The sequence below is a fragment of the Rhizobium sp. ZX09 genome (assembly GCF_017357485.1).
Classification (GTDB): Bacteria; Pseudomonadota; Alphaproteobacteria; order Rhizobiales; family Rhizobiaceae; genus Agrobacterium; species Agrobacterium pusense.
The window spans coordinates 89592-104422 of record NZ_CP031363.1 but is presented as its reverse complement, the minus strand read 5'-3'; the positions used below and the strand labels follow the sequence as shown (position 1 = coordinate 104422).

13 protein-coding genes and 1 tRNA gene are annotated in these 14831 nt (G+C 58.4%); 5 read left to right on the top strand and 9 right to left on the bottom strand.

Annotated features, from left to right (window positions below; translation table 11 throughout):
* Positions 1-17 precede the first annotated feature (17 nt).
* From pstB to phoR, 5 genes are all read right to left on the bottom strand, one after another.
* Positions 18-833 carry a phosphate ABC transporter ATP-binding protein PstB gene (pstB, locus tag BTN45_RS00490; RefSeq protein WP_003519986.1) on the bottom strand — a complete coding sequence of 272 codons (816 nt, stop codon included), beginning with the start codon at positions 831-833 and terminating at the stop codon, positions 18-20.
* A 14-nt stretch (positions 834-847) separates the two neighbouring features.
* Entirely contained in the window at positions 848-2167 is a 1320-nt protein-coding gene (pstA, locus tag BTN45_RS00485; RefSeq protein WP_022555564.1) for a phosphate ABC transporter permease PstA, read from the bottom strand.
* On the bottom strand, positions 2164-3648 hold the full coding sequence (gene pstC, locus BTN45_RS00480; protein ID WP_004439765.1) for a phosphate ABC transporter permease subunit PstC: 1485 nt from the start codon (positions 3646-3648) through the stop codon (positions 2164-2166). The genes pstA and pstC overlap by 4 nt, the downstream gene beginning before the upstream one ends.
* 272 nt (positions 3649-3920) lie before the next feature.
* Complete coding sequence (locus BTN45_RS00475; RefSeq protein ID WP_004439763.1) at positions 3921-4955, bottom strand: substrate-binding domain-containing protein; 1035 nt, start codon at positions 4953-4955, stop codon at positions 3921-3923.
* A gap of 194 nt (positions 4956-5149) precedes the next feature.
* Entirely contained in the window at positions 5150-6418 is a 1269-nt protein-coding gene (gene phoR / locus BTN45_RS00470) for a phosphate regulon sensor histidine kinase PhoR (protein WP_207588532.1), read from the bottom strand.
* A gap of 230 nt (positions 6419-6648) precedes the next feature.
* Between phoR and ppk2 the strand changes: the two genes are divergently transcribed.
* A complete protein-coding gene (gene ppk2 / locus BTN45_RS00465) occupies positions 6649-7545 on the top strand; it encodes a polyphosphate kinase 2 (protein ID WP_035206749.1) in 897 nt (298 codons plus the stop codon).
* A 33-nt stretch (positions 7546-7578) separates the two neighbouring features.
* On the opposite strand, the gene BTN45_RS00460 is transcribed toward ppk2, so the two are convergent.
* The gene (locus BTN45_RS00460; RefSeq protein ID WP_207588531.1) at positions 7579-8724 is read right to left on the bottom strand and encodes a hypothetical protein; all 1146 of its coding nucleotides are present in this window, start codon (positions 8722-8724) and stop codon (positions 7579-7581) included.
* A gap of 253 nt (positions 8725-8977) precedes the next feature.
* Between BTN45_RS00460 and BTN45_RS00455 the strand changes: the two genes are divergently transcribed.
* The 4 genes from BTN45_RS00455 (at position 8978) to BTN45_RS00440 (ending at position 10979) form a co-directional block, all read left to right on the top strand.
* Complete coding sequence (locus tag BTN45_RS00455; protein WP_207588530.1) at positions 8978-9940, top strand: nitronate monooxygenase family protein; 963 nt, start codon at positions 8978-8980, stop codon at positions 9938-9940.
* Between the two features lie 136 nt (positions 9941-10076).
* A tRNA-Thr gene (locus BTN45_RS00450) sits at positions 10077-10152 on the top strand.
* 108 nt (positions 10153-10260) lie between these two features.
* The gene (locus BTN45_RS00445; protein WP_004439740.1) at positions 10261-10419 is read left to right on the top strand and encodes a YqaE/Pmp3 family membrane protein; all 159 of its coding nucleotides are present in this window, start codon (positions 10261-10263) and stop codon (positions 10417-10419) included.
* A gap of 317 nt (positions 10420-10736) precedes the next feature.
* Positions 10737-10979 carry a DUF982 domain-containing protein gene (locus BTN45_RS00440; protein WP_006698942.1) on the top strand — a complete coding sequence of 81 codons (243 nt, stop codon included), beginning with the start codon at positions 10737-10739 and terminating at the stop codon, positions 10977-10979.
* A 99-nt stretch (positions 10980-11078) separates the two neighbouring features.
* Here the strand turns inward: BTN45_RS00440 and BTN45_RS00435 are convergent, their stop codons facing one another.
* From BTN45_RS00435 to BTN45_RS00425, 3 genes are all read right to left on the bottom strand, one after another.
* Positions 11079-11471, bottom strand: coding sequence for a PRC-barrel domain-containing protein (locus BTN45_RS00435; protein WP_004439734.1), 393 nt, complete (start codon positions 11469-11471; stop codon positions 11079-11081).
* Positions 11472-11594: 123 nt separating this feature from the next.
* On the bottom strand, positions 11595-12476 hold the full coding sequence (locus BTN45_RS00430) for an AraC family transcriptional regulator (RefSeq protein ID WP_207588529.1): 882 nt from the start codon (positions 12474-12476) through the stop codon (positions 11595-11597).
* Positions 12477-12585: 109 nt separating this feature from the next.
* Positions 12586-14793 (bottom strand): TonB-dependent siderophore receptor, encoded by a 2208-nt coding sequence (locus BTN45_RS00425; RefSeq protein WP_207588527.1) that lies wholly within the window; start codon positions 14791-14793, stop codon positions 12586-12588.
* Positions 14794-14831 lie beyond the last annotated feature (38 nt).

Sequence of the window (14831 nt, the reverse complement as noted above, 5' to 3'; positions counted from 1 at the left end):
TAAAGCGCCGGCCGCGATCAGCCGAAGCGGCCCATGATGTAATCCTGCGTGCGCTGGTCATCCGGATTGGTGAACATCTTGTCGGTTTCATTTTCCTCGACAAGGTGACCGAGATGGAACATGGCCGTACGCTGGGAAACACGTGCCGCCTGCTGCATGGAGTGCGTGACGATAACAATCGTGTAATTGGTGCGCAGTTCGTGGATCAGTTCCTCGACCTTGGCAGTGGCGATCGGATCCAGCGCCGAGCAGGGTTCGTCCATCAGGATCACTTCCGGGCTGACGGCAACGGCGCGTGCAATGCACAGGCGCTGCTGCTGACCGCCGGAAAGACCGGTGCCGGATTCGTGCAGGCGATCCTTAACCTCGTTCCAGAGACCCGCCTTCTGAAGGCTCTGCTCAACGATCTGGTCCATATCCGCCTTGTTGCGGGCGAGACCGTGAATGCGTGGACCGTAGGAAATGTTTTCGTAGATCGACTTCGGAAAAGGGTTTGGCTTCTGGAACACCATGCCGACGCGGGCGCGCAACTCCACGACGTCAATCGCCTGATCATAGATATCGTCGGTGTCGAGCGTGATCTTGCCCGTGACCCGGCAACCGTCGATCGTGTCGTTCATACGGTTCAGGGTACGCAGGAAGGTGGATTTACCGCAGCCGGACGGGCCGATAAGCGCGGTCACCGTATTTTCGCGAACGTTGAGGTTCACGTCGTAAAGCGCGCGCTTTTCGCCGTAATAAACCGAAACGTCCTTGCCGATCATCTTGTATGAGACTTCATTCATTTTCTTGTCCAGCGCCTTTTCAACTGCTGCTTCCGACAACATGTTCATTGCTCAATCTCCCTTTACCAGCGCCGTTCGAAGCGGCGACGCAACAGGATTGCGCCAACATTCATGACGATGAGGAACAAAAGCAGGATGATGATAGCGCCTGAAGTCCTTTCGACAAAGGCGCGCTCCGCTTCATTCGCCCACATGTAAATCTGCACCGGCAGGGCCGTGGACGGGTCCATCGGCGTTGTCGGGTAATTTGCTACGAATGCCACCATGCCGATCAGCAGCAGCGGCGCAGTTTCGCCCAGCGCGTGGGCGAGGCCGATGATGGTGCCGGTGAGGATGCCGGGCATGGCGAGCGGCAGCACGTGGTGGAAGATCGTCTGCATCTTGGAAGCGCCGAGGCCCAGGGCGGCGGCGCGGATTGACGGCGGCACGGCTTTCAGGGCAGCGCGGGTCGCGATGATGATCGTCGGCAGGGTCATCAGCGTCAGGACGAGGCCGCCGACCAGCGAGGCCGAGCGCGGAAAGCCCATGAAGTTGATGAAGACGGAGAGGCCGAGCAGACCATAAACGATCGAGGGAACAGCCGCGAGATTGTTGATGTTCACCTCAATCAGATCAGTCAGACGGTTCTTCGGAGCAAACTCCTCAAGGTAGATCGAAGCTGCAACACCGATCGGCAGCGACAGCACCAGCACGATCAGCATCATGTAGAAGGAGCCGATCAGCGCCACGCCGACACCTGCCGCCTCCGGACGGCTCGAGGCGCCGTTGATGAAGATGCCGGTATTGAAATGCTTGCCAAGCTGCCCGCTTTCGGCGAGCTGGTTCATCCAGCCGAGCTGCTGGTTCGAGATACGGCGATTGGCTTCATCCGCCGTCAGATCGACCTGGCCCTTGAAGGCGCTGTCGACGTCACCCGAGGCCAGAAGCGTCACCGTGCGGGTGGTGCCGATAACGGCGGGGTCGGCAACGACGATATCGCGAAGCTGCGTACGCACGCTATCGGAGATCAGAAGGTTGACGGCGCGAAGACCGGCGCGGTCCGTTGGCGCGACACCCAGAACCTTGGCAACCGCATCACGGGCAAGAACGGGATAATTGGCCGTCATAAGCTTGGCCGGATTGGTGGCACGCTCGTTCTTGGGATCGATGATCTGTTCGGAGAACTCAACCGGAACGGTAATCATCGTCTGCTGGAACGCGGTGTAACCCTTGGAGACAACCGAGAAAAGCAGAAGGAAGAGAAAGATGAGGCCGAAGGAAATCGCTGCCATGCCATAAGCACGGAAACGGCGTTCGGCGGCATAACGGCGCTTGATGCCGATATCACGACGCGTCGCCTTGACGGCGTTCGCACCAGCTGCGGGAGAGGCGATGTCGGTCATTCATATTGCTCCCGGTATTTGCGCACGATGTAAAGCGCGTAGATATTCAGGCAAAGCGTGATGGCGAAAAGCGTGATGCCAAGCGCAAAGGCAACCAGCGTCTGCGGCGAGGTGAATTCAAGGTCGCCCGTCAACTGGCTGACGATCTTGACCGTCACCGTGGTCATGGGCTCGAAGGGATTAAGCTGCAGTCGGGCAGCGACACCTGCCGCCAGAACCACGATCATGGTTTCGCCGATGGCGCGCGAGGCCGTCATCAGCACGGCGCCGACGATGCCGGGAAGAGCAGCCGGAAGAATGACCCTCTTGATGGTTTCGGAGCGCGTGGCGCCAAGTCCGAGCGAACCATCGCGCAGCGAACGCGGCACGGCGGTAATGATGTCATCCGACAGCGACGACACATAGGGGATCAGCATGATACCCATGACGAAGCCGGCGGTGATGACACTCTGCGCCTGGATGAAGTTCGCATAGTTACCCGTCGCCAGCCCGTTGATCTGCGCAGAAATGTCTCTGAGGAAAGGACCGACCGTCGTCAGCGCGAAAAAGCCGTAGACGATGGTTGGGATGCCGGCGAGCACCTCGAGCAGCGGTTTTGCCACCGAGCGCAGGCGGGGTGAAGCATATTCCGACATATAGATCGCCGAAAACAGTCCGACGGGCACGGCAACCAGCATGGCGACGAAGCCGATATAAAGTGTGCCGGCAAGCAGCGGGATCAGGCCGAACTGTCCCGATGAATCGGTCGCACCGGCAGCCGCAAAACGCGGATCCCACACCGTGCCGAAGAAGAACTGGTGAGCCGGAACCATGTTGAAGAACTGGATCGCTTCCGTCAGCATCGACAGAACGATGCCGATCGTTGTCAGGATAGCGATGGAAGACGCGACAAGAAGAGCGCCGAGAATGACCTTTTCGACCTTGTTGCGTGCCCGGAAGCGCGGTGCAATCGCCCGCAGCGCATAGGTGGCGCCGCCAAGCGCGGCCAGCAGCACGACAGCGATCATCGCAAGACGGCTCGTGGCGGTCATGGTGTTCAGCGTTTGGGCGGCGTCAACCATGAAGCGTTCCGGATCACCGGCAATCGCCACGCCTTTGGATGCAAGCAGCGGCCTCACCGCGCTTGTGTCCGCATCGACCTGCGCCGTTTCTTCCGGTGTCAGCCGCTGAAGGCCGCGGGCGATGGAGGTTACCATGCCGTAGGTCAGGCTCTGCTGCGCCTCGGATTGCGCCCGGATGTCTTCCGGGAAATCGCCGCGGACCGCTGACGTCACGATGAGCGGGCTGATAATCAGCCAGACGCTGAGAATAAACGCCGCGGGCAGTACCGCCCAGACGACCGCGTATGAACCGTGATAACCGGCTCGGGAATGCATGCTGGAAGGACGCCCGCCAGACAGGGCAACGGCACGGCGGCTGCCGAGCAGATAACTGCCGATGCCGATCAGCGCCAGTATCAGCAAAAGGATCGATGTGTTCATTAGAGTTCCCTCGGCGTGCCGCAGGAGCACGGTGCGATATAGGGCAAATCAAAAAGTCATCAAAACGAGACCGCTGGACCATCCCGGAATGCCTGCCAAGTGACTGTATCAAAGTCCGGCAAGCGTCAAGGTTGATACATCCTATCCATCTGTAATCCATAGACAATCATGTGGACGACGATGAATAGGAACTGTCAACCGGAGACATTCGCCCAAGCGGAGAGGCACCGGATGGTATGAGGGGCGCGGGAAGCCGCACCCCTCCTTCTTCATTACATCGTGGAACCGGCCGAGAACTTGGCACGGATTTCTTCGCGCTCTGCGTCCGGAGCGGCAACCAGGCCGTAATTTGCGAGCGGGGAATCCGGGCCGATCATTTCGTCGGAAACGAAGAACTCGACATATTCCTTAAGGCCCGGGATAACGCCCAGGTGAGCCTTCTTCACGTAGAAGAACAGCGGGCGGGAAACCGGGTACTTGCCGCTGGCAACGGTTTCAGTGGACGGAACGACGCCCGAAACGGTTGCGACCTTCAGGCGGTCGGCGTTGTTTTCATAGAAAGCGAGGCCGAAGACGCCGAGGCCGGTCTTGTTGGCGTCGATGCGAGCGAGCGTCTCGGTGTAGTCGCCGTCGATGTCGACTGCAGCGCCGTCCTTACGGACTGCTACGCACTTGGCAGCAGCCTGCTTGGCGTCGGTGATCAGCGTCTTGATGACGTCGGTCGCTTTGGCTTCCTTGCAGCCGTCAGCCATGATCTTCTCTTCGAAGACTTCGCGGGTGCCGTGCTTGGAACCCGGGATGTAAGCGGCGATCGCTACATCCGGCAGTTCCTTGTTGATTTCCGACCACTTCTTATAGGGGTTGGCAACGAGCTTGCCGTCCTTGACGATTTCAGCGGCGAGAGCGAGGTAAAGGTCCTTCGGCTCAAGCTTGATGTCCTTGTTGGAAGAATCCATTGCGAAGACGATACCGTCGTAACCGATCTTCACTTCCTGAACGTCGGTAACGCCAGCAGCCTTACAGGCGGCCAGTTCGTCGCTCTTGATCTTGCGCGATGCGTTGGCGACGTCGATGGTGCCTTCGCCCACGCCCGAGCAGAACGCCTTCAGACCACCACCCGTGCCGCCCGACTCGACGACCGGAGCCTTGAAGTTCGGGAAGGTTTCGGCAAAAGTCTCGGCAACGATCTTGGCATAAGGCAGAACCGTGGAGGAACCGGCAACCTGGATCTGGTCGCGAGCAGCGGCGGCGCCAGCGAAGGCGACAGAAGCCACCAGAGCTGCTGCGGAAAATTTAACGAAGTTCATTTGTCTCTCCCGTCGTGGGCTTGTTTGTGGACGCAGCCGATAGCGGCACTCGCTCTTAGCATGCGCTCGGCGACCTCTTCTTAACCACCGTAGCCCCATCCTTTTATGTCACTTCAATGAAAGATTTGTGACAAGCTAAATAATTGATTTAAAATGCAAATTTACGTGATATTTTGTATGTACGGGTATTTATGTCAGAATCTGACGGTAAAATCCGTGCCGCTGCCCAGTTCAGATTTAATGATGAGCCGAGCGCGGTGGCGGGTGAGAATGTGCTTGACGATGGCAAGACCAAGCCCCGTTCCCTTTTTGGAGCGGCTGTCGGCGACGCTGACGCGATAAAACCGTTCCGTCAGCCGCGGCACATGTTCGGCCGGTATGCCCGGCCCCCGGTCGACGACGCTCACCTCTACCGGCTTGCCGGGCTCAGCCCGCAGCCAGACATCAACAATCTTGCCTTCCTGGCCGTATTTGCATGCATTTTCCACGAGGTTCTGGAATACCTGCACCAGTTCGTCGCGATCTCCCTGCACCTCCGCAGGACCATCCGGCAGATGCAGGGTGATATCGACATCGAGTTCGTTGGCAAGCGGCAGAAGCGTATCGCGCACATGACCTATGACGGGAACGAGATCGACCTTCTGATCCGGCGCGATATTGGCGCGCAGCTCCAGCCTCGAAAGGGACATGAGGTCATCCACGAGCCTGCTCATGCGGGTTGCCTGATCGAGCATGATGGCGAGGAAACGCTCCTGCGCCTTGGGATCGTTGCGTGCCGGCCCCTGCATGGTTTCGATGAAACCGCGCAGGGAAGCCAGCGGAGTGCGCAGTTCATGGCTGGCATTGGCGACGAAATCGCTGCGCATGCGGTCGATGCGGCGAAGTTCCGAGACATCGCGGAATGACAGGATGTAGAAATGCGGGCCCGCCCCCTTGCCCATATCCGCACGGGCGATACGGACGATGAAGACCCGTTCCGAGGGGAAACGCTCGGAATGTTCGACCTGATTGGGCTCACCGGTGGTTATGGTTTCGCGAATGACATCCAGCAGGCCCGGCGAGCGCAGCCTTGCGGAAATATGCGCCCCGGCGGGAAGCTGACCAAACGCCCGTTCGGCCGCGCCGTTCTGAAACAGCACGCTGGCATTCTTATCGAGAATGAAAACGGGCGTATCCAGCACGGCAAGGCCCGCCCTGACGCCGGAAATGACACTTTCAGCCGGAACATCAGGCTCATCCACCTGTCCGGCCGCATTTTTGGCCTTTTCGGAAAAGGCCGGTTTTTCGCGAACGGCCAGAATGGCGATGACCGCGCAGAGCCAGAGGACGGCCGGCATATAGGGCGTGTGCAACTCGGAAACTGCCACGATGGCGAGCATGCTGACGACGAGCACAGGCAGCCAGTTCCGGCCAAGCTTCTTTGCCAAAAGCCTTAATCCACTATCGCCTTCCATGACTGCCATTTCAGCCTGCTTTCCACTCTCGCTCGACAGCGCATCGAAATCTCATAGGCCAGCTTCATGACAGAGATTCATCACCGCATATTTTCCACAGCGTATATGTGCAAATTCCACGCTGCAATCGTCACACCGCCACAGCTTCCTCAAGCAATCCTCTTTCGCTTGAATTCTGCCGGGCGATGTGAACTCATTGGCGGCGAGTTGCCTTTACACAACAACAGCCGGAGGAAACCATGGCCGATGAAACGAAGAAGCGGACAGTCGAGATCACCGTTGGCGGAAAGCTGCGCAGCTTTGACATCGACGATCCGGTTCTTCCCGACTGGGTGGAGGAAAACAAGCTCTCGGCCGGCAATTTTCCCTATGACAAGAAAATGAAGCGCGAGGAATACGACGCCGCGCTGGAGGCGCTGCAGATCGAGCTCGTGAAGGTCCAGTTTTGGCTCCAGGCCACAGGCAAGCGGGTCATGGCAGTTTTCGAGGGCCGCGATGCGGCCGGCAAGGGCGGCGCCATCTTCGCGATCCGCTCTTATCTCAACCCACGCTATGCCCGCGTCGTGGCGCTGACCAAGCCGACGGAAACCGAGCGTGGGCAATGGTATTTCCAGCGCTATATCTCGCATTTTCCCACGGCAGGCGAACTGGTTCTGTTCGATCGCTCCTGGTACAATCGGGCCGGAGTGGAACCGGTGATGGGTTTCTGCACCCCCGAGGAACATAAACGCTTCCTCAAGGAAACGCCGCGCCTGGAAAAGATGCTCGCCCATGAGGACATCCACTTTTTCAAGTTCTGGCTCGATATCGGACGGGAAACGCAGATCGACCGTTTCCACGATCGCCGCCATAGCCCGCTGAAGTGCTGGAAACTTTCGGACATGGACATAGCCGCGCTGACGAAGTGGGACGACTACACGCAAAAGCGCGACGAGATGCTGGAAAAGACCCATACCGATGTCGCGCCCTGGACGGTGGTACGCGCCAATGACAAGCGCCGGGCCCGGGTCAATCTCATCCGCCACATACTCAATTCGCTGGACTATGAAGGCAAGGACAGGAAGGCGATCGGCGAGATCGACAATAAGATATTGGGGGCGGGCCCGAATTTTCTCGGAAAAGCCGAAGAGAAATAAGGAGAGCCGCCTTTGGCGGCTGCTCGTACCCTTTTACTGACCCGGCAGGATGCGCACGGAATAAAGGTTGACCGGGCGGCCGCTGCCATCGATATCGCTGTTGATGAAAATCCTGCCCGGCGCGTTGGGGGCCAGCGAACGCTCGAATGTCGCGTTCAGCAGCATGTCGGCGCGCTCGGCCGTGGCCGTAAAGCGGTGGCGCGAACAATCGCCCAAGGTAGCGAAATCGCATGCGACGGACACCTGTGTCTGCCGGTCACTGGAAGATTGCAGGGTAATGGATATGGTCGAGGATTTACCGGCCATGTCCCGCATCACTTCGACTGGAACCTCGATGCTGACGGCGCCATCCTGCGCCACGCTTCTCGACGTCACCCGAATTGCCTTGCCGGCGGGCGTTGCGATGTTTTCGACATTGGCGCGTGGGCCTGCCGAAACTCCGGAATTACCGCGCTCGGCATTAAAAACCTCGACCCAGTCGTCGGAAAAGCCACGTCCGGCCGATAGGCTCGGGGCGGGCTCGGTGCCATTAAAGTCCTCCGCCTGCACCTGCGCCGGCGGATTGGGCACGCTGGTATCCCGCTGTTCCGGGGAGAGCAGGACGCCCGAGGAATAGGCCCACCAGGCGCCGAAACCGACAAAGGCCAGAAGCGTGACATAGATGAAAAGCCGGGCAAAAAGCCCGCGGCGCTTGCGGCGACCAACAGCACCTTCGGGGCGGAAGGCAAGCGATGCGTCAGCCGCGCTGGAACCTCTCCTCGATGGTTTTCCGCCGCGCCGGCCTGGCCGAGGGGATTCCGGAGCCGTGGCGGCGCCGGGTCGCGCATCGCGCGTTTCACCGCGCAGTTCCGGCTCGACGGCCACTTCATCCCGATGGGGCGGCTGCGAAACGGGATCGACGGAATCATCATCCTGCGCCGCGCTTTCCTGCACGGGCGGCCGCAATTGCTGCTCCACCCTGTCCAGAAGCCGGTTGCGTTCCTCGTTCTCGATGAGGTGGATCAGGCTTTCAAGCCGCTGGCGCTGCTGGGCAACAATCTGCGGGTCGTCGATGCCCTGCTTGCGCAGGCCCGCTTCCAGCGCCTGACGGGACGATTGATAAATACGTGCACGAACTTCGGCGTTCGATCTGTCCGATTTTTCCAGAGCATTTCTGATTGCCGTTTCCAGTCCGCTCACGACCGATCCTTGTTCTAATGCGCTTTGCAAAATATGCGGCGCTGCGCCATGGGTTCACGATTCGGTAACGGCTATGCCGCCCCTCCGCAAGCATCGTTTGTGATAAAGACTGGATTGTCTTGGGGAAAATCGATCTATTGTGGCGCTACGAACGCAGGTTCGGCGACGCCTCGCGGTACTGTTTTCGCTTCCAATCCAACACCGAACACGATAATGACTTACGTGCGCGTAAACGTAATCTGGGGGAGGAGCCATGCTACCGTCCGTGCTGAAAGACAATCTGCGTCTTCCGGTCATAGCGTCACCATTATTTATCATTTCGCACCCGCAACTGACGCTGGCGCAATGCAAGGCGGGCGTCATCGGCGCTTTCCCGGCGCTGAATGCGCGGCCGGAAAGCCAGCTCGATGAGTGGCTGTCGATGATCACCGAAGAGCTTGACGCGCACAACCGCGCCAACCCGGATCGTCCGGCCGCGCCTTTCGCGGTCAATCAGATCGTGCATATGTCCAACCGGCGACTGGAACATGATCTCGGCCTTTGCGTGAAATATAAGGTCCCGGTGGTTATTTCCTCGCTCGGTGCCGTGCCGGAAGTCAATGCGGCCGTGCATTCCTATGGCGGCATCGTCCTGCACGATGTCATCAACGATCGCCATGCAAGGTCGGCCATCCGCAAGGGCGCGGATGGGCTGATCGCCGTCGCGACGGGCGCCGGCGGCCATGCGGGCACACTTTCTCCCTTCGCCCTCGTGCAGGAAATCCGCGAGTGGTTCGATGGCCCGCTGCTGCTTGCGGGCGCCATTGCCAATGGCGGCTCCATCCTCGCGGCACAGGCGATGGGCGCGGACATGGCCTATATCGGCTCCCCCTTCATCGCCACTCAGGAGGCCCGCGCCTCAGAAGCCTACAAGCAGGCAATCGTCGATGCGCATGCCAAAGACATCGTCTATTCGAACTATTTCACCGGTGTTCACGGCAATTATCTGAAAAGTTCGATCGTCGCCTCCGGCCTCGACCCCGACAAGCTGCCGGAAGCGGATCCCTCAAAGATGGATTTCGAATCGGCTTCCGGCGGCGCAAAAGCCTGGAAGGACATATGGGGCGCGGGCCAGGGTATTGGCGCGGTCAAGGCGGTGGAGCCGGTAGCGGCTCTGGTTGATCGGCTGGTCCAGGAATACGAGGTTGCGAGGGGCCGCATCTGCGCCTTAGCCTGATACGCCCCTTAAACATTGGGCAGGCAAAGCTTTTTGCGGAAATTTCAAAAGCCACGCATTCAAGGCTTGAAATCCGTCAGCATTGCCTGTATCAGCCCGCCATGAAGCTGATCCGTGACAGACGGATCACAACCGGGCCGCTTTAGCTCAGTCGGTAGAGCACATCATTCGTAATGATGGGGTCACGTGTTCGAGTCACGTAAGCGGCACCATTTTCAAACAAAAATCCATCTCAAAAAGCACGTCCGTGCTTAAGTGAAACCAAACCGCCCCACACGCGTTCTCCGGCTGGTCAACAGTCAACCGGAAGGCCTGTCATCGTGGACGTCATTCGTATTCTCATCGCCATCATCCTGCCGCCGGTTGGTGTATTTCTCCAGGTCGGACTGGGGCTGCACTTCTGGCTCAACATTCTTCTGACACTGTGCGGTTATGTGCCCGGCATCATCCACGCGATCTGGGTGATCGTGCGGAGGTGACGTTCCGCATCGCGTGACGATGGAATGTCCGCAATTTTTTAGCACGTGATTAAATTATCATGTGCTTCTGGAACCGCATCTTCTCCTTCACGTTATGGTGATGACATAGACAAGGAGAAAATCATGAACCAGATCATCTACATCGTCGGCCTCGTCGTTATCGTCCTGGCGATCCTTTCGTTTTTCGGCTTCCGCTGATCACCGTTGTCAATTCCATTGCTTGCGCTTATCCTAGGCGGCAGTGACACAGGACAGCGTTCATGGGTTGCTCCGCTGTCGGGTTTGTTTCGGGATCGCGTTGCTCTGGGAGGTGCACGATGAAGAACGAGAGATGGACAGAGCCTGTTGAGGTCAATCTGGATGCGAACGGCAAGAGTGTCGTCGCCGGCCCATTCGAAGCACTGACATTGTTGACCGAAGGCTGGCCAAATCGGCGCGGATTGAGTTTCGTGAGAGCCAGAAGTGCCTGCCGCGCTGCACTTGACGGGCGAAAATCGCCGGAGGAAGCGCGTAAGTGCTTCACAGATGCGGTTTCCGACATGCAGAAGAACCCACATTAATGCAGAAAAAACGGCTCCTTCAGGAGCCGTTTTTGTCAGGCGTTTCCGGCTGAAAATCAGCTGAAAACGCCACAATGCCCGTTGGCAAGATTATTCGCCTTACATCCAGTAAGGGGCGACGCCGTAATAGTCGTAGACCTTACGATCCCTTGCGTTGAGCAATTCGTCATCGTCGAGATTGGCGAAATGCGGGGCATTTTCGATCTGTTCCTTTGTCAGGTCGATGCGGTAGCCGTCGAGCTCTTCGTCGTAATGCAGTTTTTCCCACGGCAATGGATAATAATCGTCGCCAATGCCGAGAAAACCGCCGAAGCTCAACACCGCATAGGCCACACGGCCGCCGCGCTTCTCAAGAATGATGCGCTGGATCGAGCCGATATGCTTGCCGTCGGCGCCGTAAACGCGGGTGCCTTCCACCTTGTCGCTGGCGATGAGGCTGGGCGTGTCCTTCACATAGGGGTCCTGGCCGGCGCGGGGTTCCTGATGCAACATGATAGTTTCCTCCTTGATTTCCTCAATGGGTCACGTCTGTAAACCCGTCGCCGGAGAAATCGTTCCGGTGCGTTTCGGATGCCGTCAGGGAATTTTTTGGAGAAAGAACGGAACAAAAGGCAGCTACTGGCGGCTCTTCTGCCAGACCGAGGGGGACACCCCGACCATCTTTCGAAAGACGCGGGAGAAGTGCGCCTGATCGGAAAATCCGGCTGCGATGGCAATGTCGGTAAGCGCCATCTCGGTTCGCATCATCAGATCCTTGACCCGATCAATACGCGCCTGCATCTGCCACTGGTGCGGCGGGACGCCGGTGGAGGCCTTGAAGGCATGGCTGAAATGGGATTGCGACAGATTTGTAAGTTCCGCAAGTTCCTCAAGCCGGATCGACCGAAGGCAATGTTCGCGAATATAATCCGTCGCCGCCCTCAATTGCCAGGCGGCGAGCTTGCTGCGCTTTTTGACCGGCTCCCGCCTCACTTTCAGAAAATCCGTCAGCAGCGCCAGCACGAGGCTCTCGCCATAGAGATCGTGCAGCGGATCGGGATTGTCGCATTCGGCTGCGATCAACCGCGCCAGCGCCAGCAGGCGCTCATCCTCGAACATCAGATGCGGGTCGAGCAAACCGTGCGGATCGAAACCCTGCACCAACCGAGCCCCCAGCAGTCCAGCGTCGAAGTGCAGATCGAGGTGGCGGAGGAAGGAAACGTTGCTCAACTCCGCATGCACATCCAGATCGGCAGGCACGAAGGAAATACGGTTCACCTCGGAGGCGGTATACTTGTCGCGGTGGCAGCCGTTCATTACGAACCTGCCATCATCCTTTCCATCCATCTCCAGCAGAAAAACAAACCGCGGGTCCTTGCCGACATAACGTCCACCTGCTTTCGGTGCACAACGCACGTCCCAGAGATCGGCAACGATGCCGTTCCAGACCCTTGAGCGCGGGCCGCCTATAACGGCAAAACCGTCGATCTCATTTTCCATCCGCACGCGGAAAGCCATGGCTTCTCGATCCCGCATGGCGCGCCATGGCGCCACTATAACATGATAAGTTTATTCATGTTTATAGTGGCAAACCAATTTTCCCGCAACTGCGGCCTTTGACCAGGCCTTACCACTTCTTGGAAAGCTTGAAGGTGATGGTGCGGCTGTCGCCCCAGCCGCAGACGGAGATACCGGCGCAGCCCTTGACGTATTCCTTGTCAAAGACATTGGCGACGTTGATGGATGCGGTCCAGTCGTCCTTCTGGTAACGGACCGCGGCATCGAAAACAGCGGCGTCAGGAACGCGCAATGTATTCGCCGCATCCGCCCAGGACTTGCCCTGATAGCGCACACCGCCGCCGATGCTCAGTCCGTCAAGTGTATCCGGGGTGAAAGCATAGTCCAGCCACAGCGAAGCGGTATGGGCGGGCACGATCCATGGCGATTTGCCAATGAGATTTGGATTGGCATCGCGGGTAATGTCGATATCGGTGTAGGAATAGGAGGCAAGTGCCTTCCAGTTTTCATTGAGATTGGCTTTGGCCTCCAGCTCGAAGCCGGTGGATTCGACCTGTCCGAACTGGCCGCTGGTGGTCACCCCACCCGCCGTATAGGACACGATAGCATTATCCTTGACCAGCTTGAAGACCGAGGCGGTGATGCTGCCATCGAAGAACGTCGGCTCGTATTTGATGCCGGCTTCGAACTGGTGGCCTTCTTCCGGCACGGCGGGTGTGCCGTCTGCAAGCGTATCGATAAGCGGATTAAAGAAGGTGGCGGCGGAGACGTAGGGCGTCAGGCCATTGTCGAATTCGTAGGCAAGGCCGGCGCGGCCGCTCAGCGCGTCGTCACTGGAGCGGCGGGACAGGCCCGTCGGCAATCTGTTGTTCAGCTCCGTATCGACATAGTCGTAACGGCCATTCAGCGTCACAAGCCAGCCATCTCCGAACCGCAGCTGGTCCTGCGCATAAATGCCGATCTGCTGTTGGGTCACGATGTTATCGGCATAAACGAAATTCGTTCCCTGCGCCGAACCGTAAACCGGATTGAGCGCGCCGATCGCATTCGACCCGCAGCAGGCCTGCACCTGATCCAGCCGGTAATATTTATAGTCCAGACCAAAGAGCAGTGAATGGCTGACAGCGCCGGTATCGAACTGGCCTTCCACTCGGTTATCCACACCGAAGCTATCGCCCTTCGACACGCCGTCGTAACCGAAGCGGGTCAGCATATAGTCCCTGGTGATCGGATCGAGTCTCGGCTGGCCGTTGGCATCGGCATTTGCCCAGCCGCCGGGATAGGGCCCGGTCTCGTGCTTGTACAGATGCCCATAGCGGGCGTTCTGACTGATCTTCCAGCCATTGTCGAATTCATGGCTGACCTCGTAGCCCACCATCGATTGATAGACGCGGCCGTTATCAAGGTCCGGCTCACCATAAAAGGCTTCACGGTTGAGCTTGCCGAAGGGCGCGTCGGCCACGGTGCCGACATAAGGCAGGAAACCGTTGCCCACATGCACCTGGTCAAGCGCCGAAAAATACCCATAGAGCGTGGCGCTTGTCTGCGCATCCGGCTCGAAAGTGACTTGCGGCATGATGAAGCCGCGCAAATCCTCGGAGTAATTCGTATAGTTGTCGCCGCCCGAGACCTTGCCGGTGACGCGGTATTTCCATACGCCCTCATCATCCACCTTGTCGCCGAGATCGAAACCGAAGAAAGCGTTGCCGAAATTATTGATGCCGATTTCCGTTTCGCGAACGGGTTCCTCCTGGGTGCGCTTGCGGATCATCTCAACGATGCCACCGGGATTGGCGCCGCCGTAGAGCACCGACGCAGGCCCCTTCAGGACTTCAACCCGCTCCAGACCATAGGCATCCATCTGGAAACCGCCGAAACCGTAACTGAACAGGTTCAGCCCATCCAAAAACACCCCAGTCTGGGTGGCCTGAAAACCGCGAATGTAAAACCAGTCCGTATCCGGATCCGTGCCAAAGGGCTCCGCCGTCACGCCTGGAGTATACCGCAGCACCTCGTCGATCTTCGTCACCGCACCGCGATCGTTCATTTCCTGGCGGCCGACGACCGATACGGATTGCGGAATATCTCTGGTTTCCGTGTCGGTTTTTGAACCCGTCGCGCTTTTCTTCGCGACGTAGCCCCGGACGGGACCGGTTGCGTTTTCTGCGCCCTGCCCGTCAACGGTAATCTGCTGAAGGACGGTTGTGTCCTGCGCATGCACCATCGCGGGCGCCAGCAAAACTACGGCAGCCGTTCCCAAAGCCAGATGGCGCAAAAACATCCCATGCAAATTTTTCAAGATATGCCCCGAAAACATCGCGACCGTATTGATATCCCAAGGGTCGCAGCACCTCA

Excerpts from the sequence above, each read along its gene's own strand:
- pstB (WP_003519986.1), bottom strand. The coding sequence starts at position 833 with ATGAACATGTTGTCGGAAGCAGCAGTTGAAAAGGCGCTGGACAAGAAA.
- BTN45_RS00425 (WP_207588527.1), bottom strand. The coding sequence starts at position 14,793 with ATGTTTTCGGGGCATATCTTGAAAAATTTGCATGGGATGTTTTTGCGC.
- pstC (WP_004439765.1), bottom strand. The coding sequence starts at position 3,648 with ATGAACACATCGATCCTTTTGCTGATACTGGCGCTGATCGGCATCGGC.
- BTN45_RS00435 (WP_004439734.1), bottom strand. The coding sequence starts at position 11,471 with ATGTTGCATCAGGAACCCCGCGCCGGCCAGGACCCCTATGTGAAGGAC.
- BTN45_RS00430 (WP_207588529.1), bottom strand. The coding sequence starts at position 12,476 with ATGGCTTTCCGCGTGCGGATGGAAAATGAGATCGACGGTTTTGCCGTT.
- BTN45_RS00455 (WP_207588530.1), top strand. The coding sequence starts at position 8,978 with ATGCTACCGTCCGTGCTGAAAGACAATCTGCGTCTTCCGGTCATAGCG.
- pstA (WP_022555564.1), bottom strand. The coding sequence starts at position 2,167 with ATGACCGACATCGCCTCTCCCGCAGCTGGTGCGAACGCCGTCAAGGCG.
- BTN45_RS00440 (WP_006698942.1), top strand. The coding sequence starts at position 10,737 with ATGAAGAACGAGAGATGGACAGAGCCTGTTGAGGTCAATCTGGATGCG.
- phoR (WP_207588532.1), bottom strand. The coding sequence starts at position 6,418 with ATGGCAGTCATGGAAGGCGATAGTGGATTAAGGCTTTTGGCAAAGAAG.
- BTN45_RS00475 (WP_004439763.1), bottom strand. The coding sequence starts at position 4,955 with ATGAACTTCGTTAAATTTTCCGCAGCAGCTCTGGTGGCTTCTGTCGCC.
- ppk2 (WP_035206749.1), top strand. The coding sequence starts at position 6,649 with ATGGCCGATGAAACGAAGAAGCGGACAGTCGAGATCACCGTTGGCGGA.